22 protein-coding genes are annotated in these 22,940 nt (G+C 70.0%); 20 read left to right on the plus strand and 2 right to left on the minus strand.

The features are described 5' to 3' along the window. Positions 1–5 precede the first annotated feature (5 nt). The 14 genes from ACZK5N_RS12515 to ACZK5N_RS12580 all read left to right on the plus strand — a co-directional run bounded on the left by ACZK5N_RS12515 (position 6) and on the right by ACZK5N_RS12580 (position 14,302). A complete protein-coding gene (locus ACZK5N_RS12515) occupies positions 6–1,526 on the plus strand; it encodes a lactate racemase domain-containing protein (protein WP_463625081.1) in 1,521 nt (506 codons plus the stop codon). Further along, the gene (locus ACZK5N_RS12520) at positions 1,523–2,317 is read left to right on the plus strand and encodes a lysophospholipid acyltransferase family protein (RefSeq protein ID WP_459019683.1); all 795 of its coding nucleotides are present in this window, start codon (positions 1,523–1,525) and stop codon (positions 2,315–2,317) included. Before ACZK5N_RS12515 ends, ACZK5N_RS12520 begins: the two co-directional genes overlap by 4 nt. Before the next feature lie 8 nt (positions 2,318–2,325). Then, entirely contained in the window at positions 2,326–3,267 is a 942-nt protein-coding gene (locus ACZK5N_RS12525) for a GNAT family N-acetyltransferase (protein WP_459019684.1), read from the plus strand. Positions 3,268–3,321: 54 nt separating this feature from the next. Then, positions 3,322–4,095 (plus strand): YebC/PmpR family DNA-binding transcriptional regulator, encoded by a 774-nt coding sequence (locus ACZK5N_RS12530; RefSeq protein ID WP_459019685.1) that lies wholly within the window; start codon positions 3,322–3,324, stop codon positions 4,093–4,095. 11 nt (positions 4,096–4,106) lie between these two features. Next, the gene (gene ruvC, locus ACZK5N_RS12535) at positions 4,107–4,628 is read left to right on the plus strand and encodes a crossover junction endodeoxyribonuclease RuvC (RefSeq protein WP_459019686.1); all 522 of its coding nucleotides are present in this window, start codon (positions 4,107–4,109) and stop codon (positions 4,626–4,628) included. Next, entirely contained in the window at positions 4,625–5,233 is a 609-nt protein-coding gene (ruvA, locus tag ACZK5N_RS12540) for a Holliday junction branch migration protein RuvA (RefSeq protein ID WP_459019687.1), read from the plus strand. The genes ruvC and ruvA overlap by 4 nt, the downstream gene beginning before the upstream one ends. Next, positions 5,233–6,252, plus strand: coding sequence for a Holliday junction branch migration DNA helicase RuvB (gene ruvB / locus ACZK5N_RS12545; RefSeq protein ID WP_459019688.1), 1,020 nt, complete (start codon positions 5,233–5,235; stop codon positions 6,250–6,252). The genes ruvA and ruvB overlap by 1 nt, the downstream gene beginning before the upstream one ends. 42 nt (positions 6,253–6,294) lie before the next feature. After that, the gene (locus ACZK5N_RS12550) at positions 6,295–7,077 is read left to right on the plus strand and encodes an HAD-IIA family hydrolase (protein ID WP_459019689.1); all 783 of its coding nucleotides are present in this window, start codon (positions 6,295–6,297) and stop codon (positions 7,075–7,077) included. A 97-nt stretch (positions 7,078–7,174) separates the two neighbouring features. Continuing rightward, complete coding sequence (yajC, locus tag ACZK5N_RS12555) at positions 7,175–7,609, plus strand: preprotein translocase subunit YajC (protein ID WP_459019690.1); 435 nt, start codon at positions 7,175–7,177, stop codon at positions 7,607–7,609. Positions 7,610–7,611: 2 nt separating this feature from the next. Next, on the plus strand, positions 7,612–9,234 hold the full coding sequence (gene secD / locus ACZK5N_RS12560) for a protein translocase subunit SecD (RefSeq protein ID WP_459019691.1): 1,623 nt from the start codon (positions 7,612–7,614) through the stop codon (positions 9,232–9,234). Further along, on the plus strand, positions 9,234–10,355 hold the full coding sequence (gene secF / locus ACZK5N_RS12565; RefSeq protein ID WP_459019692.1) for a protein translocase subunit SecF: 1,122 nt from the start codon (positions 9,234–9,236) through the stop codon (positions 10,353–10,355). The genes secD and secF overlap by 1 nt, the downstream gene beginning before the upstream one ends. After that, on the plus strand, positions 10,355–10,897 hold the full coding sequence (locus tag ACZK5N_RS12570) for an adenine phosphoribosyltransferase (RefSeq protein WP_459020385.1): 543 nt from the start codon (positions 10,355–10,357) through the stop codon (positions 10,895–10,897). The genes secF and ACZK5N_RS12570 overlap by 1 nt, the downstream gene beginning before the upstream one ends. A 3-nt stretch (positions 10,898–10,900) precedes the next feature. Next, complete coding sequence (locus ACZK5N_RS12575; protein ID WP_459019693.1) at positions 10,901–11,986, plus strand: potassium channel family protein; 1,086 nt, start codon at positions 10,901–10,903, stop codon at positions 11,984–11,986. Positions 11,987–12,028: 42 nt separating this feature from the next. After that, a complete protein-coding gene (locus ACZK5N_RS12580) occupies positions 12,029–14,302 on the plus strand; it encodes a RelA/SpoT family protein (RefSeq protein WP_459019694.1) in 2,274 nt (757 codons plus the stop codon). On the opposite strand, the gene ACZK5N_RS12585 is transcribed toward ACZK5N_RS12580, so the two are convergent. Beyond that, entirely contained in the window at positions 14,299–15,546 is a 1,248-nt protein-coding gene (locus tag ACZK5N_RS12585; RefSeq protein ID WP_459019695.1) for a DUF349 domain-containing protein, read from the minus strand. The genes ACZK5N_RS12580 and ACZK5N_RS12585 overlap by 4 nt on opposite strands. A gap of 30 nt (positions 15,547–15,576) precedes the next feature. Between ACZK5N_RS12585 and ACZK5N_RS12590 the strand changes: the two genes are divergently transcribed. Genes ACZK5N_RS12590 through aspS form a run of 3 tightly spaced genes read left to right on the plus strand, consistent with a single transcriptional unit; the run spans position 15,577 to position 19,450 of the window. Next, the gene (locus ACZK5N_RS12590; protein WP_459019696.1) at positions 15,577–16,248 is read left to right on the plus strand and encodes an MBL fold metallo-hydrolase; all 672 of its coding nucleotides are present in this window, start codon (positions 15,577–15,579) and stop codon (positions 16,246–16,248) included. A 7-nt stretch (positions 16,249–16,255) separates the two neighbouring features. Further along, positions 16,256–17,593, plus strand: coding sequence for a histidine--tRNA ligase (gene hisS / locus ACZK5N_RS12595; RefSeq protein ID WP_459019697.1), 1,338 nt, complete (start codon positions 16,256–16,258; stop codon positions 17,591–17,593). 60 nt (positions 17,594–17,653) lie between these two features. Further along, positions 17,654–19,450 (plus strand): aspartate--tRNA ligase, encoded by a 1,797-nt coding sequence (gene aspS, locus ACZK5N_RS12600; RefSeq protein WP_459019698.1) that lies wholly within the window; start codon positions 17,654–17,656, stop codon positions 19,448–19,450. Between the two features lie 171 nt (positions 19,451–19,621). On the opposite strand, the gene ACZK5N_RS12605 is transcribed toward aspS, so the two are convergent. Continuing rightward, on the minus strand, positions 19,622–20,848 hold the full coding sequence (locus tag ACZK5N_RS12605) for a multidrug effflux MFS transporter (protein ID WP_459019699.1): 1,227 nt from the start codon (positions 20,846–20,848) through the stop codon (positions 19,622–19,624). Positions 20,849–20,909: 61 nt separating this feature from the next. Between ACZK5N_RS12605 and ACZK5N_RS12610 the strand changes: the two genes are divergently transcribed. The 3 genes from ACZK5N_RS12610 to ACZK5N_RS12620 are packed head-to-tail and all read left to right on the plus strand — an operon-like array spanning position 20,910 to position 22,920. After that, the gene (locus ACZK5N_RS12610; protein WP_459019700.1) at positions 20,910–22,319 is read left to right on the plus strand and encodes a replication-associated recombination protein A; all 1,410 of its coding nucleotides are present in this window, start codon (positions 20,910–20,912) and stop codon (positions 22,317–22,319) included. Next, complete coding sequence (locus ACZK5N_RS12615) at positions 22,316–22,690, plus strand: DUF948 domain-containing protein (protein ID WP_459019701.1); 375 nt, start codon at positions 22,316–22,318, stop codon at positions 22,688–22,690. Before ACZK5N_RS12610 ends, ACZK5N_RS12615 begins: the two co-directional genes overlap by 4 nt. Beyond that, the gene (locus tag ACZK5N_RS12620) at positions 22,687–22,920 is read left to right on the plus strand and encodes a hypothetical protein (protein WP_459019702.1); all 234 of its coding nucleotides are present in this window, start codon (positions 22,687–22,689) and stop codon (positions 22,918–22,920) included. Before ACZK5N_RS12615 ends, ACZK5N_RS12620 begins: the two co-directional genes overlap by 4 nt. Positions 22,921–22,940: the final 20 nt, after the last annotated feature.

Genomic DNA, 22,940 nt, shown 5'->3' on the forward strand with positions numbered 1-22,940 from the left:
ATCCGATGTCTCGTCCAGGATTCGTGCTGGAGGTCGATGACAAGACGCCGCCGCTGCTCACCATGGCCGGCGCAGACGTCCGCCAGGAGCGGATGGGGCTGGGCACCAGGGTGGTGTACCCGGCAGACGCCGTCCCCTCGACGGATCCCGTCGCCCTGATCGACGCGGCGCTCGCCGCGCCTCTCGGGGCGGAGCCCCTCGCCGCGCAGCTGAAGCCGGACACCCGGCTCACGATCGTGGTGGTGGACTCCACGCGGCCGCTGCCGCGCCCCGAGTTCGAGATCCGTCGCACGCTGGTGGAGCGGGTGCTCGAGACGGCCGCGCGGGCCGGGGTGGACGACGTCGAACTCGTCATCGCCACAGGATTGCGGCAGCGCTGGAACGCCGCCCACATCACCGACGTCCTGGGCGACCGGGTGGCCACCTCCTTCCTGCCCGACGGCCTGGTCAGCAGCCACGACGTGACGGCATCGGACCTGGTCACCCTCGGTGACGTCGACGGTGCCCCGGTGAGGTTCAACCGGCGCGTGGCGTCGTCGGATCTCGTGGTGCTCGTCTCGGCCCGCGCGGACTCCGGGGAGCAGTGCCCCTTCGTCGCGGGCCTCGCCGACGTGCGGACCCTCAACCGCCTCCAAGGCGTGGAGCGCGACGACGAGTACTGCCGGGCCGTGGAACGCCTGGTCCACGACACGGTTCGCACGTTCGCTGTGGTGGCGGTGCTGGGGCAACCCCTGCTGTCGCGTTCGCTGCGGTTCGCCTCGAAGCGCGAGTGGGAGTGGAGCCTGGCGGACAAGCTGTCGCTCGCCGGCGCTCGCCAGATCGTCGCGGCGCTGCCGCGCCAGGGGGCGCAGCTGCTGCACGGCAACCCCCGCGCGGACTACGCCGTCGTCGACGTCCTCGGCGGGGACCATGCGCGGGTGTTCGCCGATTCACGGCTGGTCTGGAAGGCCGCCAACGCGGTGGAGCTGAAGGGCCGCTCCGACGTGCTGGTCACCTCGGTGTGGGGGGCATCCATCGACGAGGGGGATCCGGTGGGCTCGCCGCTCAGTGCGGCGCATCACGCTCTGGTGACCCGGGCCGGGTCGCACGTCGGCACCCCGTACACGCGCGAAGGTGGGGCGCTCATCGCCTTCCATCCGCTGCGCGAGCGGTTCTCCAACAGGCGCCAGAGCGCGGCTGCGGATTTCTTCGCCACCGTCCTGCCGCAGACCACGGACCCCGCCGAGATCGCGGCGGTCTACGAGCCGCGCGCCATCGACGACGAGTGGTACCTGGACCTGTACCGCAAGCAGTTCGCCGAGCACCCCCTCCGGGTGTTCCACCAGTGGTACGCCACCGCCAGGGCGGCAGCGCACTTCTCGGACGTCGTCTGGGTGGGCGGGGACCGGCGCAGCGCCGCACTGCTGGGGCACCGCGCGGCCACCACCTACGCAGACGCGCTGGAGATCGCCTCGAACCACGTAGGTCCAACCCCGTCCATCACGGTGCTACGCGGACCGGGGCTGGCGCTGGGCGACGTGCGATGAGCCGTCAGCTGTCGTCCTGGGCGCAGAGCCGCCGCGGTCATCGCGGGCCGCGGCTCACCTGGCCCCGCGACATCGCGCAGATCGCCTCCGACCTGCTCCGGCCCGGCACACCGGCCGGTGCCCCCGCGCGCACCCAGGCCTCCCGCGACAGGCTGAGCCTGCGCGCCCGGCTCTCCGGCCGGCACCTCATGCTCCGGATGCTGAGCCTGCGCCTCGACGTCGAACTCGTCTCCGGAGACAGCATCGCCGGCCTGCAGCCGCCCGTCGTGTTCGCCGCCAACGAGCAGGGCGCCCTGGACTACCAGTTGCTCCGGCTGGCGCTCCCGTCGCGCGTGCGGCCCACCATGATCGCGCCCTCCCGTGCGATCGCCCGCGGCCACAACGTGGTGGTGTTCGCCGACGAGCCGGTCGGCCGCCGCCTCGTGGGCGAGTTCTCCACGGTCCCGGCGGACCTCGCCAACCAGCACAACGTGCCCATCGTGCCGGTGGGCATCGTCGGCACCTTCAAGCTCAAGGACATCCTCAAGCTGGCTCTGCGGAGCAGGCCCAAGGTGTCGATCCGCTTCGGCGCACCCATCTACACCCGCGGGCGGTCCCTGGTGGAGGCCTCGGCCGAGCTGCAGGCCCGCGTCGAGGAGCTGGTGCACGAGGGCGAGCTCTCCTGGTGGACCGTCCAGCGTCGCCACGGCGGCGGGACGGGCGAGCGCCCCACGCCGACGGCCCCCCGCTGGCGGAGGCTCTGGGATCAGGCGGCGCCGGCCTCGGCCCCAGAGTCCCGGATCTGGCGGTAGCGGACGGCATGGACGCCTACGTGGAGCCTCACCTCGCGTGGCGACTCCTCGGGCCGGACGATGCTGAAGACCTGGACCAGTTCCGGGACCAGCTCGACGCGTTGGAGGATTCCGTCCTCTCCGGGGTCGCGGCGTCGATCACCGGCCGGAACCTGCTCGTGGCGCACGCCGTGGGTGGGTTCGACTCCTACCAGTCGCTGTCGGCCTACGGCGTGACCTACATCGCGGAGACGGACCCGCCGCGGATGTACCTCATGGGCGGCGTGCACCCCACCCACCGTCACCTGCACATCGGCACGGCGCTGCTGCACTGGCAGATGACCCACGCGGCCGCGTGGCGCGACGAGTTCCGGCCGGGACAACCGCTGTGGCTGGGCTGCTACGCGGAGCTGGGCCGACCAGGCCTGGCTCGGGTGGCCTCCCACCTGGGATTCACGCCCGAGCGCTACTCCTACGACCTCCAACGCGACCTCACGGTCCCGCTCACCGTGCCCACCGTCGACGGTGTGCTCCTGGAGCCCTTCGAAACCGCCCACTCCGAGCCCGTGCGTCAGCTGCACAACGTGTGCTTCGACGGCATGGGCAAGGAGGTGACCCGGGAGACCTGGGCCGCCAGGGTCGCGGACCCGGACTTCCGCCCCGAGTGGTCCTTCATCGCGCGCGCCGGGGACGAGGTGGTCGGCTACGCCATGAGCGGCCTGGGCGACACCGAGGACGACGGCACGCCCATCGGGTGGATCGAGCGGTTCGGGGTGCACCCGGCCTATCGCGGGAGGAAGATCTCGCTGGCGCTGATGGGCCACTGCCTGCTGGCGATGCGCGACGCGGGCTGCCGGGAGGCGGGCATCGGCATCGACACGCCCGACGGAGTGGGCGTCCAGCGGCTGTGCGCGGACCTCGGCTGGACGACACGCGACGCCGTGGCGCTGCTCTCGAAGGTGGTTCCCTGACCCGCGATAAGCTGTCACGAGCAGTCTGACACGAGCGCGAGAAGGTGGGTCCGGATGAGCGGCCATTCCAAGTGGGCAACAACCAAGCACAAGAAGGCCGTCATCGACGCCAAGCGGGGGAAGCTGTTTGCCAAGCTGATCAAGAACATCGAGGTCGCGGCGCGGCTGGGCGGCGGGGACCTGGCAGGCAACCCCACGCTCTACGACGCGGTCCAGAAGGCCAAGAAGTCCTCTGTGCCCAACGACAACATCGACCGCGCCGTCAAGCGCGGCTCGGGCGCCGAGTCCGGCGGGGCGGACTACGAGACCATCATGTACGAGGCCTACGGCCCGGCCGGCGTCGCCATCCTCATCGAGTGCCTGACGGACAACCGCAACCGTTCCGCCTCGGACGTGCGCGTCGCGGTCACCCGCAACGGCGGGACCATGGCCGACGTCGGCTCCGTGCTGCGGTTGTTCTCCCGCAAGGGCGTGGTGACCGTTCCCAAGCAGCAGGGCGGCAGGGACATCGTCGAGGACGACCTGCTCGAGGCGGCCCTCGAGGCCGGCATCGAAGAGGTCGACGACGACGGCGACGTGTGGGAGGCGGTCTCGGACCCCAACGACACCGTCGAGGTCCGTAAGGCCATCGAGGCGGCCGGGCTGGACTACGACTCCTCCGAGGTGCAGTTCGTCCCCTCCTTCGAGCAGGAGGTCGACTCCGTGGACGTGGCGCAGAAGGTGTTCCGCATCATCGACGCCCTGGACGACTCCGACGATGTGCAGAACGTCTACACCAATCTCGACGTGACCCCCGAGGTCGCCGAGGCCCTCGAGTCCGAGGACTGATCACCCAGGCCATGCGCATCCTCGGCATCGACCCCGGACTCACCCGCTGCGGTGTGGGCATCGTCGACGGCACCGTCGGCCGCCCCCCCACCTTGGTGGCAGTGGGTGTGGTCCGCACCGCGGTGGGGCTCGACGTGGCCCAGCGGCTGCTGGCCCTCGAGGTGGGCCTGGCGGAATGGTTCGACGACTTCGCGCCGGACGCCGTCGCCATCGAGCGCGTGTTCTCGCAGCACAACCTGTCCTCGGTGATGGACACCGCCCAGGCCGCCGGGGTCGCGGCGCTGAACGGCGCCCGCCGTGGGTTGCCGGTGGCGTTCCACACGCCGTCGGAGGTCAAGGCCGCGGTGACGGGATCGGGCAGCGCGGACAAGGCGCAGGTCTCCCTCATGGTCACCCGGATCCTGCGGCTCACGGAGCCGCCGAAGCCCGCCGACGCCGCGGACGCGCTCGCCGTCGCGGTGTGTCACGCCTGGCGCGGCGGCGCCACCAACCGCTACGCGGCCGCGGTCGCGGCGGCGAAGGGGAACCGATGATCGCCCAACTGACCGGCACCGTCGTGACGGCGGGCGCCACCGCCGGCGTGATCGACGTCGGCGGCGTCGGCTACCGCGTGCTCACCACACCCCAGACCGCGGCCGGGCTCCGCCCTGGGGAGCGCACCACCCTGCACACCACTCTGGTGGTCCGCGAGGACTCGATGACGCTGTTCGGTTTCGGCGACGAGGGTGAGCGGGAGGCGTTCGAGCTGGCGCAGACCGCCACGGGCGTGGGCCCGAAGCTGGCGCTGGCCATCGTCTCCGTGCTCACCCCCGGTGAGTTGCGCCGCGCGGTGCTCACGGAGGACATCAAGCGGCTGTGTGCGGTCCCCGGTATCGGCCACAAGGGTGCTCAGAAGCTCATCATCGAACTGAAGGACAAGGTGCTCCTCCTCGCCGACGCACCCGTCGGGGACGGGCCCGCGCCCGTGGACGGCGACGCGTGGCGCGCGCAGGTCAGCGACGGGTTGCAGGGGCTGGGCTGGTCCGCGCGCGACGCGGCGGCGGCGTGTGACAACGTCGCCCACCTCGTCGAGGAGGACCCCTCCGTCGGCGTGGCGAAGCTGTTGCGCGCGGCGCTCAACTCGTTGGCGAGGCGCTAGTGATCAACCCCGAGGTCGATCCGACGGCGGACGTCGAGGATCGCGATTACGAGGCCGCCCTGCGGCCGAAACGGCTCGCCGAGTTCGAGGGCCAGCCGCGGGTGCGCGAACAGCTGGCGCTGGTCCTGGACGCCGCCCGCCATCGAGGCACGGCGCCGGATCACGTGCTGCTCTCCGGCCCGCCGGGCCTGGGCAAGACCACGCTGGCCATGATCATCGCCGCGGAGCTCGGCACCGGCCTCCGGATCTCGTCGGGCCCCGCCATCCAGCACGCCGGGGACCTGGCCGCGATCCTCTCCGGCCTCGACGAGGGTGAGGTCCTGTTCCTCGACGAGATCCACCGCCTCTCCCGGCCGGCGGAGGAGATGCTGTACCTCGCCATGGAGGACTTCCGGGTGGACGTCATCGTCGGCAAGGGGCCGGGTGCCACCGCCATCCCGATCGAGCTGCCGCCGTTCACGCTCGTCGGCGCCACCACGCGTGCCGGCCTGCTGCCCGGGCCGCTGCGGGACCGGTTCGGCTTCACCGCCCAGCTGGACTTCTACGCCGCGGCGGACCTTGAGGGGATCGTCGCCGGCTCGGCGGGGAAGCTGGGCGTGCGGATCGACGACGACGCGCAGCGCGAGATCGCCCGCCGGTCACGGGGTACCCCGCGGATCGCCAACCGCCTGCTGCGGCGCGTCCGCGACTTCTCGCAGGTGCGCGGCCACCCGGACGTGGACCGCTCCGTGGCCAGGGCGGCGCTGGAGCTCTACGAGGTGGACGAGCGCGGCCTCGACCGGCTGGACCGGGCGGTGCTGGACGCCATGTGCCGCCTGTTCGACGGCGGGCCCGTCGGCCTGTCCACGCTGGCGCTCAGCGTCGGTGAGGAGATCGAGACGGTCGCGGAGGTCGCAGAGCCCTTCCTCATCCGTCAGGGATTCATGGTGCGCACGCCGCGCGGCCGCGTGGCCACCCGGGCCGCCTATACCCATCTCGGCATGAGCGTGCCGTCGTCGAACCCCGCGCTGTTCGACTGACACCGGCGGCTGCGGGCACGCGCGGGCCGGTAGCCTACGGGCATGCGGACGCGTGCAGACATCAAGGCCTGGCTCACCGACATGGACGGCGTGCTGGTGCATGACAACCGCGCGCTCCCGGGCGCGCAGGAGCTCATCGACCACTGGGTGGCCACGGGGACGCCGTTCCTCGTGCTCACCAACAACGCCACCTACACGCCGCGGGACCTGTCGGCCCGGCTCAGGGACTCCGGGCTCAACGTGCCTGAGGAGCGGATCTGGACCTCCGGCATGGCCACCGCCAAGTTCCTGGCCGAGCAGATCCCGGGCGGCTCCTGCTTCATGGTGGGCGAGGCGGGCCTGTCGACGGCGTTGCACGACGCGGGCATGGTGCTCTCGGACCGCAACCCGGACTTCGTCGTCATCGGCGACACCCGAACCTACTCCTTCGAGGCCATCACCACCGCGATCAGGCTCATCGACGCTGGCGCCCGGTTCATCGCCACCAACCCGGACGCGACGGGCCCCACGCCCACCGGCGTGGTGCCGGCGACGGGCGCCGTCGCGGCGCTCATCACCAAGGCCACGGGGAGGGAGCCCTACGTGGTGGGCAAGCCCAATCCCATGATGTTCCGCTCAGCGTTGAACAAGATCGGGGCGCACTCGGAGGAGACCGGCATGATCGGTGATCGCATGGACACCGACATCGTCGCCGGCATGGAGGCGGGGCTGCACACGGTCCTGGTCCTCACCGGCATCTCCACGGCCGCATCGCTCGTGCAGTTCCCCTACCGGCCGGTGGAGATCCTCGACGGCGTCCATCAGATGCTCGAGTACACCGACTGACCCGCCCCGATCCGCGCCGCGCCGCGCTGCCGGACGGACCTGCACCACTCACCTCCGCTATCCTGAGCGGTGGCCCACCGTCTCTCGGAGTGAAACTATGCCTTTTGATCTGATTCTCATGATGATCGCGTTGTTCGCGGTCATGTACTTCCTGATGATCCGCCCGCAGCAGAAGCGGGCGAAGCAGCACCAGGAGATGCAGTCGAGCCTGAGTGTGGGGTCGCGCGTCCTCCTCACCTCCGGCATGTTCGGCACCATCGCCTACGTCGGAGAGCGGCAGCTCATCGTCGAACTCGCCCCCGGGGTGGAGGTCACGGTGCTCAAGGGCAACGTGGCGCGGACCGTGACAGCAGACGACGAGGAGTTCGAGTTCACCGACGAGAACGTCGTCGAGGGGGAGACCCCCGACGAGCTGTCCTTGGGCGAGGACGTCACCTCCGGTGAGGCTGTGACGCCCGCCGAGGACGCTCCGGCCGATGACGACTTCTTCCAGGATCGCGGCGCGCAACAGCGCCCGGAGGACACCAAGTAACAGTGGCCACCACAGCTAAGAGGGGGCGCCCCGGCGTCGTCCTCACCGTCTTCCTGCTCATCATCGCGGGGCTCTACGTCATCATGGCGGCCACGAGCACCTGGACCCCTAAACTCGGCCTGGACCTGCAGGGCGGCCAGACGATCACCCTGACCGCCGAGAACGACTCGGTTCCGATGGAGTCCCTCGAACTGGCGCGCAGCATCATCCAGCAGCGCGTCGACGGGCTCGGCGTCGGCGAGGCATCCGTCGTGGTGCAGGGCGAGCGCCACATCGTGGTCTCCGCCCCCAACGTGGCGCGCGACGACCTGGTGGAGCTCGTGGGCGCCACCGCCCAGCTCGCTTTCCGCCCCGTGCTCCAGGTGGGCGCCGGCACCGGGGCGGACCCGTCGTCGTCACCGGACCCGTCGGCCTCCCCGGTGCCGGGCCTGCCCACGGCACCCCCCAGCCCCAGCCCCTCGCCGTCGCCCAGCGCAGGCGAGGTGCCCACGGACCAGCTGCCCATCGCGGAGGTGCTGGCCTACGAGCCCACGGAAGAGGAGTACCAGGGGTTCCTGGACTACACCTGCGGCGACGACGTGACCGAGGACCCCACCCGATCCCAGGTGGTGTGTGATCCCGAGGGTCTGCAGAAGTTCCTTCTCGGCCCGGTGGCCGTCCGCGGCCAGGACCTCAGCACCGCATCCTTCGGCATTCCCCAGGGCGAGCTGCAGTACGCGGTCACGCTGAGCTTCAACGGTCCCGGCACTGCCAACATGTCCGCGCTGACGGGCGCGCTGGTGGGTGCGGCCGAGCCACGCAACATGTTCGCCATCGTCCTCGACGGGAAGGTGGAGTCCGCAGCCACCGCACAGGACCGCATCACCAACGGTGAGGCCATCATCCGCGGCGGTTTCACGGCGGAATCAGCCGCCGGTCTGGCCAACGTGCTGAAGTACGGGTCGCTGCCCCTGTCGTTCGAGCCCTCCCAGGTGGAGACGGTGTCCGCGACCCTCGGGGGCGAGCAGCTGAGGGTCGGCATCATCGCAGGCATCATCGGCCTCATCGTGGTGGCCCTGTACAGCTTCCTCTACTACCGGGGCATGGGCATCGTCGTGGTGCTGTCGCTCGCGGTGGCCGCGTCGGCCACGTACGCGATGATGGTCCTGCTCGGTCAGGTGATGGGCTTCGCGCTCAACCTGCCCGGCATCGCCGGCGCCATCGTCGGCATCGCCGTCACCGCAGACTCGTTCATCATCTACTTCGAACGCATCCGCGACGAGATCCGTGAAGGCCGCAGCCTCAAGTCCGCGCTGGTGGCCGGGTGGCGGAAGGCGCGCGGCACCATCGTCATCTCCGACGCTGTGTCGCTGCTGTCCGCCGTGGTGCTGTTCGTGCTGGCAGTCGGGGCCGTGAAGGGTTTCGCGTTCACGCTCGGCCTCACCACCCTGCTGGACCTGGCCGTGGTGTTCTTCTTCACCAAGCCACTCGTCGAGCTGATGGGACGCACGAAGTTCTTCGGTGAGGGCCACCGGCTCTCCGGTCTGGACGCCCGCCACATGGGCGTCACCCGGGACTCCCTCATCGGCCGCCGCACGCGCCGCAGGCCGGGCACCGTCCCGACGACCACCCCCCAGGAGGCGTGATGTCAGCCAGGAAGCTCGGGATCGCCGAGCGGCTCTACACGGGCCAGTTGAGCTACGACTTCATGAAGAACCGGCGCAGGTGGTTCATCATCTCGGCGGCCGTCATCGCCATCTCACTGCTCCTGCTGCCCATCAGGGGCCTGACGCTGGGCATCGAGTTCAGCGGCGGCACGGATTTCCAGGCACCGATGGCCATCCAGCAGAGCACCGTCGACGACGTGCGCGCCCAGGTGGCAGACGTGGCCGTCAAGGACCTGGACTCGCAGGTGTTCGCCCTCGGCGACGACGCCATCCGGGTCCAGACCCGGGCCCTGACCCCGGCCGAGACCACGACGGTCCGTGCGGAGGTGGCGGAGATCGCGGGCACGACGGTGGACAACGTCACCTACAACGCGATCAGCGGCTCGTGGGGCGAGCAGATCACCCGTCAGGGCACCATCGCGCTCGTGGTGTTCATCGTGCTGGTGATGGCCCTCATCACGGTCTACTTCCGGGACTGGAAGATGTCGGTGGCGGCCATCATCGCGGTCTTCCACGACCTGTTCGTCACGGTGGGCATCTACGCGGCCGTCGGGTTCACGGTGACGCCCTCGACCGTGATCGGTGTGCTGACCATCCTGGCGTACTCGCTGTACGACACGGTGGTGGTGTTCGACAAGATCCGCGAGAACGTCGCCGGCATCGAGCACACCAACAAGACCTACTCGGAACAGGCCAACCTGGCCGTCAACCAGGTGCTGGTGCGCTCGCTCAACACCACCGTGATCGGTGTGCTGCCGGTCCTGGCGCTGTTCATCGCCGGCGCCACGCTGCAGAGCGGCCCGCTGGCGGACCTCGGCCTGGCGCTGCTCGTCGGCATGATCGCCGGCGCCTACTCCTCCCTCTTCATCGCCGCGCCCATCCTGGCGTGGCTGCGCGAGCGGGAGCCGGGCATGACGGAGCACCGCGCACAGATCGAGCGACGCAAGTCGCGCGCCGCCCAGAAGGCGACGCACCGCAGCCCCCTTGACGCCGCGGCCGAGCCGCTGATGGCCACCGAGGGCATCACCATGGTGACCACCGCGGTACGTCAGCAGCGGCGCACGCCCGGCTCAAGGGCCGAACGAAAGGGCAAGCCATGATGGACGAAGCCGCCCAACGGAGAGCCCTGGTCGGCGGGCTCATCGCCGACGTGCCGGACTTCCCCCGCCCAGGTGTGGTGTTCAAGGACATCACGCCCCTGCTGGCCTCGCCGCTCGGCTTCCAGGCGGCGGTCACGGAACTGGTGACGACGGCGCCGCGCGGGATCGACGTGGTGGTGGGCATGGAGGCTCGCGGGTTCATCTTCGCCGCCCCCGTCGCGCTGGCGCTGGGTGCGGGGTTCGTGCCGGTGCGCAAGCCGGGCAAGCTGCCGGGGGAGACCATCAGCGAGTCCTTCGAGCTGGAGTACGGCTTCGAGACGCTCACGATGCACCGCGACGCCATCCGCCCGGGAGCGCGGGTCCTGGTCGTCGACGACGTGCTGGCCACCGGCGGCACCGTCGGGGCCACAGCAGCGCTGCTCAAGCAGATGGGCGCGGATCTGGTGCACGTCAGCGTCCTCATCGAGCTCAGCTTCCTCGGCGGCCGCGAGCGGCTCGCCGAGATGGGCATCGACAACCTCACCTCAGTGCTGACAGTCTGAGCTATGGCCAAGCTGGAGCCCGGGGGTCGCGGTGGGGTGCTGTCGCTGGTCAGCCTGCCCAGGATCAGCGCGTCGCCGTTCAAGGAACTCGCCCGCCGGGCGCTGATGGCGCTGCTGCTGCTCCTGATCAGCACGATGATCGTGTGGCTGGACCACGAGAGCTACGTGGACAACACGGCTCGCGACGGCGTCTCGCTGCTGGACGCGCTCTACTACTCGACGGTCACGGTGACCACCACGGGCTACGGCGACATCACCCCGGTGGCCGCTCATGCCAGGCTCATCAACGTGCTCGTCGTCACCCCGCTGCGCATCGGCTTCCTGGTCCTCCTCGTCGGCACCACCATCGAGGTGCTGACGAAGGAGGGCAGCCGCAGCATCGCGGACCTGTTCTGGAGGAGAAAGATGCGTAACCACGTCGTCGTCATCGGCTACGGCACCAAGGGGCGCAGCGCCGTCAACACGCTGCGCCGCCAAGGCGAGCCGGCCGAGAAGATTCTGGTCATCGACGCCCACGCCAGCGCCGTCGCGGACGCCAACTTCGACGGCCTTGCGGCCTTCCAGGGCGACGCCACGCGCCGTGACCTGCTGCGCCGGGCGGAGATCAGCAAGGCCAAACAGGTCATCATCTCGTTGGACCGGGACGACACGGCGATCCTCGCCACCCTCACCGTGCGCCAGCTCAACCCCACCGCGGGGGTGGTGGTGGCCGTCAGGGAGCACGAGAACGTCCCCCTGGTGCGCCAGTCCGGGGCCTCGTCCGTGGTGACCAGCTCCGAAACCGTCGGACGCCTGCTCGGTCTCTCGGCCATCGGCCCCGAGCTCGGGACCATCATGCAGGACATGCTCACCGGCGCCGAGGGCCTTGAGGTCCACCAGCGCCTGGCCGAGTCCCACGAGGCCGGGCAGCCCCCGTCGGCGGTCCAGGGCGAGCGGGTGATCGGGATCATCCGCAACGGGACGCTGCGCCGGTTCTACGACCAGACCGCAGGCAAGATCGAGATCGGCGACGAGCTGATCGTGGTGCGGCGGGCGCAACCGCCGGCGAAGGACGCCCACGCCCTCCTCGCGCGTCACTACGACGACTAGCGGCTAGGATTGGGCGCCTGAGGCAGTGGAGGGAGGCGGCGGATGTCCGAAGACTCGCTCACGGGTGCCTCCCGCCTCGTCACCGGCCCCGAGCAGCCGCGGCTGCGCATGCGGCACCGGCTGGCCCGGCTGGGCGCGGTGCGGTCGAAGTCCGCCGTCCTGGACCCGCTGTTCCGGATCGTCAGGTCCAACCACCCCAAGGCTGACCTCGAGCTCATCGAGCGCGCCTACCGGGTGGCCGAGCATTACCACGAGGGCCAGAAGCGCAAGTCCGGGGACCCCTACATCACGCACCCGCTCGCGGTGGCCACCATCCTGGCCGAACTGGGCATGACCGAACCCGTCCTGGTGGCCGCGCTCCTCCATGACACGGTGGAGGACACGGACTACTCGCTGGAGCAGCTCAGGGTGGAGTTCTCCGACGAGGTGGCGCGGATGGTGGACGGCGTCACCAAGCTGGACAAGCTGACCTACGGGGAGACCGCGAAGGCCGAGACCATCCGCAAGATGATCATGGCCACCTCCGAGGAGGTGCGGGTGCTGGTGATCAAGCTCGCGGACCGCCTGCACAACATGCGGACCCTGGGCTTCCTGCGGCCGGACAAGCAGGTGCGCATCGCCACGGAGACCCTCAACATCTTCGCCCCCCTGGCACACCGCCTCGGCATGAACACCATCAAGTGGGAGCTCGAGGACCTGTCGTTCGCCGTCATCGAGCCCAAGGTGTACGCGGAGATCGTGGACATGGTGGCGCAGCAGGCGCCCTACCGCGAGCGCTACCTGCGCGAGCTCATCGCAGAGTTCCAGACCCTGCTCAGTGAGGCGAAGATCACCGCCACCGTGTACGGCCGGCCCAAGCACTACTACTCGATCTACCAGAAGATGATGGTCCGGGGCCGCGACTTCAAGGAGATCTACGACCTCATCGGGCTGCGCGTCCTCGTCGCGGACACCGCCACCTGCTACGCGGTGCTCGGCGTGGCGCACGCCGCGTGGAAACCCATTCCGGGCCGGTTCAAGGACTACATCGCCGGGCCGAAGTTCAACCTGTACCAGTCCCTGCACACCACCGTCCTGGGGGTCAACAACGAGCCGGTCGAGTTGCAGATCCGCACGCACGAGATGCACCGCCGCGCCGAGTACGGTGTCGCGGCGCACTGGAAGTACAAGGAGGACCTCCGCCACGGCGTCACGCCGGAGGAGGCCGGGCTGCGCGCCATGCATCAGCTCGGCGTCATGTCGAAGGAGACGGAGGATCCCAGCGAGTTCCTCGACTCGGTGATGTTTGAGATCAACTCCGACGAGATCTACGTGTTCACACCCAAGGGCGAGGTGATCGCGCTGCCGGTCGGCGCCACGCCCGTGGACTTCGCGTTCGCGGTGCACACGCAGGTGGGTTACCGCTGCATCGGGGCGCGCGTCAACGGCCGCCTCGTGGCGCTGAGCACCAGGCTGGCCCAGGGCGACAAGGTGGAGGTGCTCACCTCGAAGGCGGAGGGCGCCGGCCCCAGCAGGGACTGGCTCGGGTTCGTCGTATCGACTCGCGCTCGTCAGAAGATCAAGCAGCACTTCTCCCGCGAACGTCGCGACGAGGCGATCGAGCAGGGCAAGGATGCGCTCGCCAAGGACCTGCGCCGCACGGGCATCCCCATGCAGCGTCTGCTCACCCTCGAGAACCTCACCGCTGTGGCCAACGAGCTGGGTTTCAAGGATGTGCCGAGCCTCTACAACGCCATCGGTGAGGGCCACCTCGGCTCGCAGGGCGTGGTGGAGAAGCTGATCGTGCTGCACGGCGGGGAGGAGGAGGCCGTCGACACGGTCACCGAGGACGTCGTGGTCAAGCAGCGCCGGCGGCCTGTGCGCGACGGAGCCCACATCCTCGTCGACGGGGACGACGCGGTGGTGGCGAAGTTCGCCAAGTGCTGCTACCCGCTGCCGGGTGACGAGATCATCGGGTTCGTGACCCGCAGCGAAGGGGTGTCGGTGCACCGCGCGGACTGCTCCAACGTGCCGGCGCTGATGCGCGAGCCCGAGCGCATCGTCGACGTGGCCTGGTCCGGTCACGAACGTGGAGCGAGCTTCCTGGTCACCATCCAGATCGAGGGCATCGACAGGGCCCGGCTGCTGTCCGACGTGTCGTCGGTGCTGTCGGAGCACCACGTCGACATCATCGCGGTCAACATCACCACCAACAAGCAGCGCCAGTTCAGCGGCAAGATGACGTTCGAATCAGCGGATCCGACGCACCTGCAGCATGTGATCGCCCAGGTGCGCCGGATCCCCGGTGTCTACGACGTGTTCCGTGTGTCCGGTTAGCGGGCCGTGAAGTCCGCGAGCGTCTCGCGGGCCTGGTCCAGCCAGCTGGTGTAGGTCTCGATGGACTGCTTGGCGTCCTTGGCCTTCTTCGCATCGCCCTTGGCCTCTGCGGCCGCCAGATCCGACTCCAGCTTGGCGATCTGGGTCTCGAACATGCGCACCGTGTCCTCAGCGCGACGGCGGGCCTCGGGATCCGTACGGCGCCACTCGTCGGCCTCCATCGCGGCCACCTTCTCACTGACGGTGCGCACGCGGGCGTCGAGGTCACGCATGGCGCCCCTCGGCACGTGGCCGAGGTCTGCCAGCTTGGCGAGGAAGTCCCGGTGGATGGTCTTGGCGGCCTCCACGTCAGTCACGCCCTCGAGGTCCTTCTCCACCTGCTCGACGAGCGTCTGCTTGGCGGCCAGGTTCTCCGACTGCTCCCCGTCCACGGCGCTCTGCGCGGCGGTGCGGGCCTCGAAGAACGAGTCCTGGATGGCGCGGAACTTCGCCCACAGGCCGTCGTCGTCTGCGCGCCGGGCGCTGCCGGCGGCCTTCCAGCGCTGCATGAGGTCGCGGAAGGCCGCCGAGGTGGCCCCCCAGTCGGTGGAGGCGGCCAACGGCTCCGCCTCGGCGATGATGGCCTCCTTGGCGGCCTTGGCGCCGTCCCGGACCTGGTTGAGCTCGGCGAAGTGCGTCTTGCGGCGGCGCGTGTACTGCGTGCGCGCCGACGAGAACCGGTGCCAGAGCTCGTTGTCCGTGGCCCGATCCACGCGGGGGAGTGCCTTCCACTCGTCGAGCAGGACGCGGAAGCGGTCCACGCCGCCGCGCCAGTCGTCGCCCTCGGCCAGCTTCTCGGCCTCCTCGACCATGGCCTCCTTCGCGGCCACCGTCACGGCGTTCTGCTCGGCCCGCTGGGCCTTGCGGGCCTCGATCTGGGCCGGCAGCACCTCCAGCAGGGCATCGAGGCGCCGGGTCAGGGCCTCGAGGTTGCCGACGGCGTTGGCCTCGGCAACGTTTCCGCGGGCGGTCGTGATGGCCGTGCGTGCCTCTTCGGGCGACATCGCCTGGGCCGCGACCCGGGACTCGAGCAGGCCCACCTCGGCGGCCAGGTTCTCGAACCGCCGGACGTAGAACGCCATTGCTTCGTCAGGGGTGGAATCGGGGATCTGCCCGACACTTCGTTCTGTGTCACCCACACGGACATAGACCGTGCCGTCGGCGTCGACGCGGCCGAAATCGGAGGGCGCTTGGGGTTCGCTCATGCGCCCAATCTAGCCGTATAGGGTGTCGTCGTGCTCATCCAGCCCATTCAGGTTTCGCCCTGGCAGTCGAACTGCTACCTCGTCTCACCGGACGAGGACACGCCCGAGTGCATCATCGTCGATCCAGGCATCACGGCCGCCGAACCCGTGATGGCCGCCGTCGCCGAGCGGGGGCTGCGGCCGGTGGCCCTCGTGGCCACGCACGGCCACCTCGACCACGTCGGGGATGCCCATCTCCTGGCCGCCCGGTGGGACATCCCGCTCTACCTGGCATCCGCGGATCAGCATCTCCTGGCGCGGCCCGGGGACGGGCTGGGCCCGCAGGGTGCCGCGCTGATGCTGCAACTGACCGGGTCCGCGACACTTCCTCCGGTGGCAGATCTGCGAGGCTTGGACGCGCCGGTGGACCTGGCGCGCCTCATCCTCACGCCCTTCCCCGCGCCCGGTCACACCCGGGGCTCCACCCTTCTCCAGTTCACCTCCGCACGCACCTCGGTGGTGTTCACCGGCGATGTGCTCTTCGCGGGCACCATCGGCCGCACCGATCTGCCCGGCGGTAACATGTCCGAGATGCGCGAGTCGCTGCGGCGTATCGTCGAGCACTTCCCGGCCGAGACGTCACTGCTTCCCGGCCACGGGCAGCCCACCACCCTCGCCCAGGAGCTCGAGTCCAACCCGTTCCTGCAGCACGACAGTTTGTGAGGAAGCCGTGTCCCGCCCCAAGCCGCTGAGCGGTTACCCCGAGTTCCTCCCCGCCGGCCGCATCGTCGAGAACCGCGTCCTCGACGTGGTCACCACCACGTTCGAGCTGCACGGCTTCGCACCCATCGAGACCCGCGCCGTGGAGCCGTTGGCACAGCTGTCGCGCAAGGGCGAGATCGAGAAGGAGATCTACGTCGTGCGCCGGCTGCACGCCGAGCCGGGCGACGCGGACGAGTTGGGGTTGCACTTCGACCTGACCGTGCCGTTCGCGCGCTACGTGCTGGAGAACGCCGGCCACCTCGCATTCCCCTTCCGGCGCTATCAGGTCCAGAAGGTGTGGCGCGGCGAGCGGCCTCAGGAGGGGCGCTACCGGGAGTTCACGCAGGCGGACATCGACATCGTGGGCCAGGACGCGCTCGCCGCCCACCACGACGTCGAGATCCCGTTGGTGGCCCTGGACGTGTTCGAGCGGCTCCACCGCGACCTCGGCCTCCCGCCGGTGTCGCTGCGCGTCAACAACCGCAAGCTCGCCGAGGGGTTCTACCGCGGAGTGGGCCTGGAGGATCCCGCCGCCGTGCTGCAGCGGGTGGACAAGTTCGACAAGATCGGTCCGGACGCAGTGGTCGCCCTGCTCATCGACGAGCTGGGGATCGGTGGCGCGGAGGCCAGGGCCTGCGTCGCGCTGGCGGGGATCGAGGCCACGGACGAGTCCTTCGTCGACGCCGTCCGCGGCCTCGGCGTCACCCACGACCTGTTGGATCAGGGCCTCGACGAGCTGGCCGCGCTGATCCGCGTGGCGCGACGCTCGGCGCCGGGCCGCGTGGTGGCGGACCTCAAGATCGCCCGCGGCCTGGATTACTACACGGGCACGGTCTACGAGACCTTCCTGGTGGGGTCGGAGAAGCTCGGCTCCGTGGCCTCCGGCGGCCGCTACGACTCGCTGGCCAGCGATGGCAAGGTCACCTTCCCAGGCGTCGGCTACTCGTTCGGCATAACGCGCATCCTGGCTCCGCTCATCGGAAAGGGTCTGCTCACGGCCTCGAGGAGCGTGCCCAGCGCCGTGCTCGTGGCGGTGGACAACGAGGAATCCCGCGAGGTGGCCATCCAGGTGGCCGGCGCGTTGCGGGCCCGGGGCATCGCCGTCGAGGTGGCGCCGAAGGCGGACAAGTTCGGCAAGCAGATCCGTTACGCCGAGCGTCGCGGCATCCCGTTCGTCTGGTTCGGCGCAGGTCACGACGATTCGGTCAAGGACATCCGCTCCGGGGAGCAGATCCCCGCCTCCCCGGAGACCTGGCAACCGCCGCGGGGCGACCTGCGGCCATCCGTGGGCGCCGTGGGCGGCTAGCCAACGGCTACGATGTGCGGGCGAGCTGCACCGTCTATGCAGCCGAACGAGAGGAATACCGTGATCCGCACCCACGACGCCGGCACCCTGCGCGCCGAGCACAACGGTCAGCAAGTCGTCCTCGCCGGATGGGTGGCCAAGCGCCGCGACCACGGCGGCCTGGCCTTCATCGATCTCCGCGACGCCTCCGGGCGCGTGCAGGTGGTCATCCGCGACGAGCTGCTGGAGGCCACCGGCGCCCATGACCTGCGCAACGAGTACTGCATCAAGGTCACCGGCGTCGTCGAGGTCCGGCCGGAGGGCAACGAGAACCCAGACCTGTCCACCGGCGAGATCGAGGTCGCGATCACCGACCTCGAGGTGCTCAACACGTCCGCGCCGCTGCCGTTCCAGATCGACGAGCGGGTCACGGTCGGCGAGGAGGCTCGTCTCCGGTACCGCTACCTGGATCTCCGCCGTCCCGCGCCGGGCGCCGCCATCCGCCTGCGCTCGGACGTGAACAAGGCCGCGCGGCGCGTGCTGGGGGAGCGTGACTTCGTCGAGATCGAGACGCCCACGCTCACCCGCTCCACGCCGGAGGGCGCGCGTGACTTCATCGTCCCCGCCCGCCTGGCACCCGGCTCCTGGTACGCGTTGCCGCAGTCCCCCCAGCTGTTCAAGCAGCTGTTGATGGTGGCCGGCATGGAGCGCTACTACCAGATCGCCCGTTGTTACCGCGACGAGGACTTCCGCGCCGACCGGCAGCCGGAGTTCACCCAGCTCGACGTGGAGATGAGCTTCGTCGACCAGGACGACGTCATCGAGCTCGGCGAGGCGCTGATCAAGGAGATCTGGACGCTGATCGGCGCCGAGCTGGACGCACCGTTCCCCCGGATCACCTACCTCGACTCCATGGACCGTTACGGCTCCGACAAGCCGGACCTCCGCTTCGATCTCGAGATCAGCGAGCTCACCGGCTACTTCGCCGAGACCACCTTCCGCGTGTTCCAGGCGCCCTACGTGGGCGCCATCGTGATGCCCGGTGGCGGCTCGCAGCCGCGCCGCACGTTCGACGCGTGGCAGGAGTGGGCGAAGCAGCGCGGCGCCAAGGGCCTGGCCTATGTGACCCTCGACGAGAACGGCGAGCTGGGCGGGCCCGTCGCCAAGAACCTGTCCGCCGCGGAGCGCGACGGCCTCGCCGCGGCCACCGGCGCCAAGCCCGGCGACTGCATCTTCTTCGCGGCCGGTGCGAGGACGTCGTCGCAGGCGCTGCTGGGCGCCGCGCGCAACGAGATCGGCGAGCGGTGCGGTCTCATCGACGAGGACGCGTGGAGCTTCCTCTGGGTGATCGACGCCCCCCTGTTCAAGCCCACCTCGGACGCGAAGGCCGAGGGTGACGTCGCCGTCGGCGAGGGCGCCTGGACAGCCGTGCATCACGCGTTCACCTCGCCCAAGCCCGAGTGCCTCGACACGTTCGACACCGACCCGGGCGGCGCGCTGGCATACGCCTACGACATCGTGTGCAACGGCAACGAGATCGGCGGCGGGTCCATCCGTATCCACCGTCGCGACGTGCAGGAGCGCGTGTTCAAGGTGATGGGGATCGGCGCCGAGGAGGCGCAGGAGAAGTTCGGCTTCCTCCTCGATGCGTTCCAGTTCGGCGCGCCGCCCCATGGCGGCATCGCGTTCGGCTGGGACCGGATCGTCGCGCTGTTGAGCAGGTCGGACTCGATCCGCGACGTCATCGCCTTCCCGAAGAGCGGCGGCGGGTACGACCCGCTGACCCAGGCCCCGGCTCCGATCTCCGCGCAGCAGCGCAAGGAGGCGGGGGTGGACGCCAAGCCCGAGGCGAAGGGGGCCGCTCACCCCGCCACCTGAGCGTCGTGGGGCGACCCACCCGGTCCCTGAGGAGCCCGGCGTCGCTCACGTACCCGAAAGCACGGTGAATGTGCGAAGCGGGGCCTCAGGGGCGCTCGAGGTGAGACCTCGTCGGCGTGTCGTGCCCGCGGAGGGCGGGTCCGCGGGAGGGCGGGACGGGGGGTGGCGCGGTCAGCCGCCGAGGACGTTGGGGACGCTGCGCGGGCGGAGCACCAGCCACAGTGCGGCCGTCGACAACACCGCACAGACCAGGATGCCGGTACCCATCGGGACCGCGCTGGTCATCGGGACCAGCCCGATGAGCGGGCCCACCGCGGACCCGACGACCTGCGTCACCGCCCCCATGAGGGAGGCCGCCGTGCCGGAGTGCCTCCGGTGGTTGTGCAGCAGGAGGATCTGGCCGCACGGGGCCGCCAGGCCGAAGCCGAACGTCAGCGTGAAGAGGGCCGGGATGAGCGGCTGGTAGCCGACGTCCGCGGCGTCGACGAGCAGCACCGCCAGGCCAGCGGTCACCATGAGGCCGGTGGCCAGGACCAGGACCCACTGAGGTCCCCAACGCTGCGCCAGCCGGCTGCCGAGCTGCACGCCGACGAACACACCGAACGAGCAGATGGCGAACACCGTGCCGAAGCCGCGGGGAGTGAGGCCGTAGACCTCCTGAAGCAACACCGAGGAGCTGGACACGTAGGAGAAGAGCGCCCCGAACGCGAACGCCGCGACCAGGATGGCCCCCAGCGCCATCCGGTCGGTGAACACGGCCTTGAACGCGAGGCCGATGGGCTTGAGACCACCTGAGGTCCGCTCGGACGGGGGCCGGGTCTCCACCGTCGTGACGGCGATGAGCACGATGACGACGGCGCCGTAGGCCGCGAGGCCCCAGAACACGCCCCGCCAGTCCATGAATCCCACCATCCAGGAGCCGACGATGGGCGCGACGATGGGCGCCAACCCTGAGATCAGCGCCAGCCGCGACAGCATCACCACGAGCGGGCGGCCGCTGAACAGGTCGCGCGCCATGGCCATCGCGACGACGGCGCCGCCGGCGGCACCCACGCCCTGGAGCACGCGCATGGCGGTGAGGAACTCGATGGTGGGCGCGGTGGCGACGAGCACCGACGACAGGACGTGCAGGATCGAGCAGGCGATCAGCGGGATCCTGCGGCCGAGGCGGTCGCTGAGGGGCCCGACGAGGAGCTGGCCGGTCGCGAAACCGAGGGTGGTGGCCGAGAGCGTCAACTGAACCTGCGCGTCGGACAGCAGCAGGTCCGCCTTCAGCGCGGGGAAGGCGGGTAGGTAGAGGTCGATGGTGAACGGTCCGAGGCCCGTCAACATCCCCAGCGTGAGGATGATGGCGATGCGACGGCGCCGCGAGAAGGAGTTTCCGAGGTGCGAGGCCACAACCGCCCATCCTAGGAAGGTTCCGGTTTCAAACAAACTCGGCCCGGCTAGAGTGGCGCCGATGAGCTTCGACCTGTTCGGCAACCCGGACCCCGCGCCCCCGGCGAGGGGCGGCACGCTGAGCGACGCCACGAACCCGCAGGCCCCGCTCGCGGTGCGGATGCGGCCCCGGACCCTGGACGAGATCGTGGGCCAGCGCCAGTTGCTGGCGCCCGGCTCGCCGCTGCGGCGCCTGGCCGAGGGCCAGCCCATGTCGGTGTTCCTGTGGGGTCCCCCGGGCGTGGGCAAGACCACCATCGCCTCCGTGGTCTCCCAGGCGACCAACAGGCGCTTCGTCGAGCTGTCGGCCGTCACGGCCGGGGTGAAGGAGGTCCGTGCCGAGCTGGAGACCGCCCGCCGGGAGCTCGCGCGGGGGAACGCCACCGTCCTGTTCGTCGACGAGGTGCACCGCTTCTCCAAGGCTCAGCAGGACGTGCTGCTGCCAGCCGTGGAGAACCGCCTTGTCACCCTCATCGCCGCCACCACGGAGAACCCGTCCTTCTCCGTCATCTCGCCGCTCCTGTCCCGCTCCCTGCTGCTGCGGCTCCAGCCGCTCAGCACGGAGGATCTGGTGGGGTTGCTGGCCCGTGCGCTCACCGACGAGCGCGGCCTGCGCCGCGCGTCGGGTGAGACGTTCGAGCTGTCGGACGAAGGCCGCGACCTCATCATCCGGCTCTCCGGCGGCGACGCGCGCCGGGCGCTGACCTACCTGGAGGAGTCGGCGGCCGCGGCGGAGTCACTGGGCACCGGGACCATCGACGAGGCGGCGGTCGAGTCCTCGGCGGACCGCGCGGCCGTGCGCTATGACCGAGACGGGGACCAGCACTACGACATCATCTCGGCCTTCATCAAGTCCATCCGGGGCTCGGACGTCGACGCGGCCCTGCACTACCTGGCCCGCATGCTGGAGGCGGGGGAGGACCCGCGGTTCATCGCCCGCAGACTGATGATCTCGGCCTCCGAGGACATCGGCATGGCGGCCGGGGGAGTGCTGCAGACCTGCGTCGCGGCGGCGCAGGCAGTCCAGCTGCTCGGCATGCCCGAGGCGCGGATCACGTTGGCCCACGCCACCGTCGCGGCCGCCACGGCGCCGAAGTCGAACGCCGCCTACGTGGCGCTCGACGAGGCCATCGCAGACGTGCGGCGCGGCAAGGGTGGCCTCGTGCCCCCGCATCTGCGCGACGCCCACTACGCCGGGGCCGAGAAGCTGGGTCACGGGCAGGGCTACCGCTATCCCCATGACTTCCCCCACGGGGTGGTGGCGCAGACGTACCTGCCGGAGGATCTGGAGGGCGCCGCCTACTACCGCCCGACCGATCACGGGCAGGAGGCGGCCATCGCGGAGCGCGTCTCGCTGCTGCGCGGGCTCCTGGCCGGGGACCCGTCGGCTAGAGTTACGCCGTCCGCAGATCCAAGGAGGACAGGACCATGACCGTTGGAGACATCGCCGGGCTGATCGCCGCGATCGCGCTGTGCGTGCTCGTCGCCCTGCTGGCCGTTCCGTTGCTCAAGCTCAGCCGGGTGCTGGATGAGGTGCGCCTCACCGTGCGCGATGTCGGCCACAACTCCGTGCCCATCCTGCAGGAGCTCAAGGGCACCGTGCTGGCCACCAACGAGGAGCTGGCCAAGCTGAGCCTCGTGACAGACGACGTCAGCCGGGCCTCCGGCCACGCCACCGTGGTGACCGAGAACGCCGCCCAGATGTCGACGCTGTTCGCCGCGACACTCGGGGGGCCGCTCGTCAAGACGGCCGCCTTCAGCTACGGCATCCGCAAGGCGCTCAAGGGACGGAAGAAGACATGAGCCGCCTGTTCTGGATCCTCGTCGGCGTCGGCCTGACCGTCGTCGTGGTCCTCCGGGGCAAGGAGTTGATGCACCGCCTGACCCCCAAGGGTGTGCAGGAGCAGATGGTGGCCAAGGGCCATGAGGCGGCCGCCGGTTTCGGCGATTTCATGGCGACCTTCCGCGCCGCCATGGCCCAGCGCGAGGCCGAGCTCCGCGACGAGCTGAACATCAACGCACCCACCCACTGACCACTCAAGGGACCCCACGC

The organism is Tessaracoccus pujii (genome assembly GCF_055326215.1).

Coding starts and splice junctions, on each gene's coding strand:
- ACZK5N_RS12620 (WP_459019702.1), top strand. CDS start 22,687: ATGAGCCGCCTGTTCTGGATCCTCGTCGGCGTCGGCCTGACCGTCGTC.
- secF (WP_459019692.1), top strand. CDS start 9,234: ATGTCAGCCAGGAAGCTCGGGATCGCCGAGCGGCTCTACACGGGCCAG.
- ACZK5N_RS12585 (WP_459019695.1), bottom strand. CDS start 15,546: ATGAGCGAACCCCAAGCGCCCTCCGATTTCGGCCGCGTCGACGCCGAC.
- ACZK5N_RS12530 (WP_459019685.1), top strand. CDS start 3,322: ATGAGCGGCCATTCCAAGTGGGCAACAACCAAGCACAAGAAGGCCGTC.
- ACZK5N_RS12550 (WP_459019689.1), top strand. CDS start 6,295: ATGCGGACGCGTGCAGACATCAAGGCCTGGCTCACCGACATGGACGGC.
- ruvC (WP_459019686.1), top strand. CDS start 4,107: ATGCGCATCCTCGGCATCGACCCCGGACTCACCCGCTGCGGTGTGGGC.
- ruvA (WP_459019687.1), top strand. CDS start 4,625: ATGATCGCCCAACTGACCGGCACCGTCGTGACGGCGGGCGCCACCGCC.
- ACZK5N_RS12580 (WP_459019694.1), top strand. CDS start 12,029: ATGTCCGAAGACTCGCTCACGGGTGCCTCCCGCCTCGTCACCGGCCCC.
- ACZK5N_RS12615 (WP_459019701.1), top strand. CDS start 22,316: ATGACCGTTGGAGACATCGCCGGGCTGATCGCCGCGATCGCGCTGTGC.
- ACZK5N_RS12570 (WP_459020385.1), top strand. CDS start 10,355: ATGGACGAAGCCGCCCAACGGAGAGCCCTGGTCGGCGGGCTCATCGCC.
- ACZK5N_RS12515 (WP_463625081.1), top strand. CDS start 6: ATGTCTCGTCCAGGATTCGTGCTGGAGGTCGATGACAAGACGCCGCCG.
- yajC (WP_459019690.1), top strand. CDS start 7,175: ATGCCTTTTGATCTGATTCTCATGATGATCGCGTTGTTCGCGGTCATG.
- ACZK5N_RS12575 (WP_459019693.1), top strand. CDS start 10,901: ATGGCCAAGCTGGAGCCCGGGGGTCGCGGTGGGGTGCTGTCGCTGGTC.
- ACZK5N_RS12525 (WP_459019684.1), top strand. CDS start 2,326: ATGGACGCCTACGTGGAGCCTCACCTCGCGTGGCGACTCCTCGGGCCG.
- ACZK5N_RS12610 (WP_459019700.1), top strand. CDS start 20,910: ATGAGCTTCGACCTGTTCGGCAACCCGGACCCCGCGCCCCCGGCGAGG.
- ACZK5N_RS12520 (WP_459019683.1), top strand. CDS start 1,523: ATGAGCCGTCAGCTGTCGTCCTGGGCGCAGAGCCGCCGCGGTCATCGC.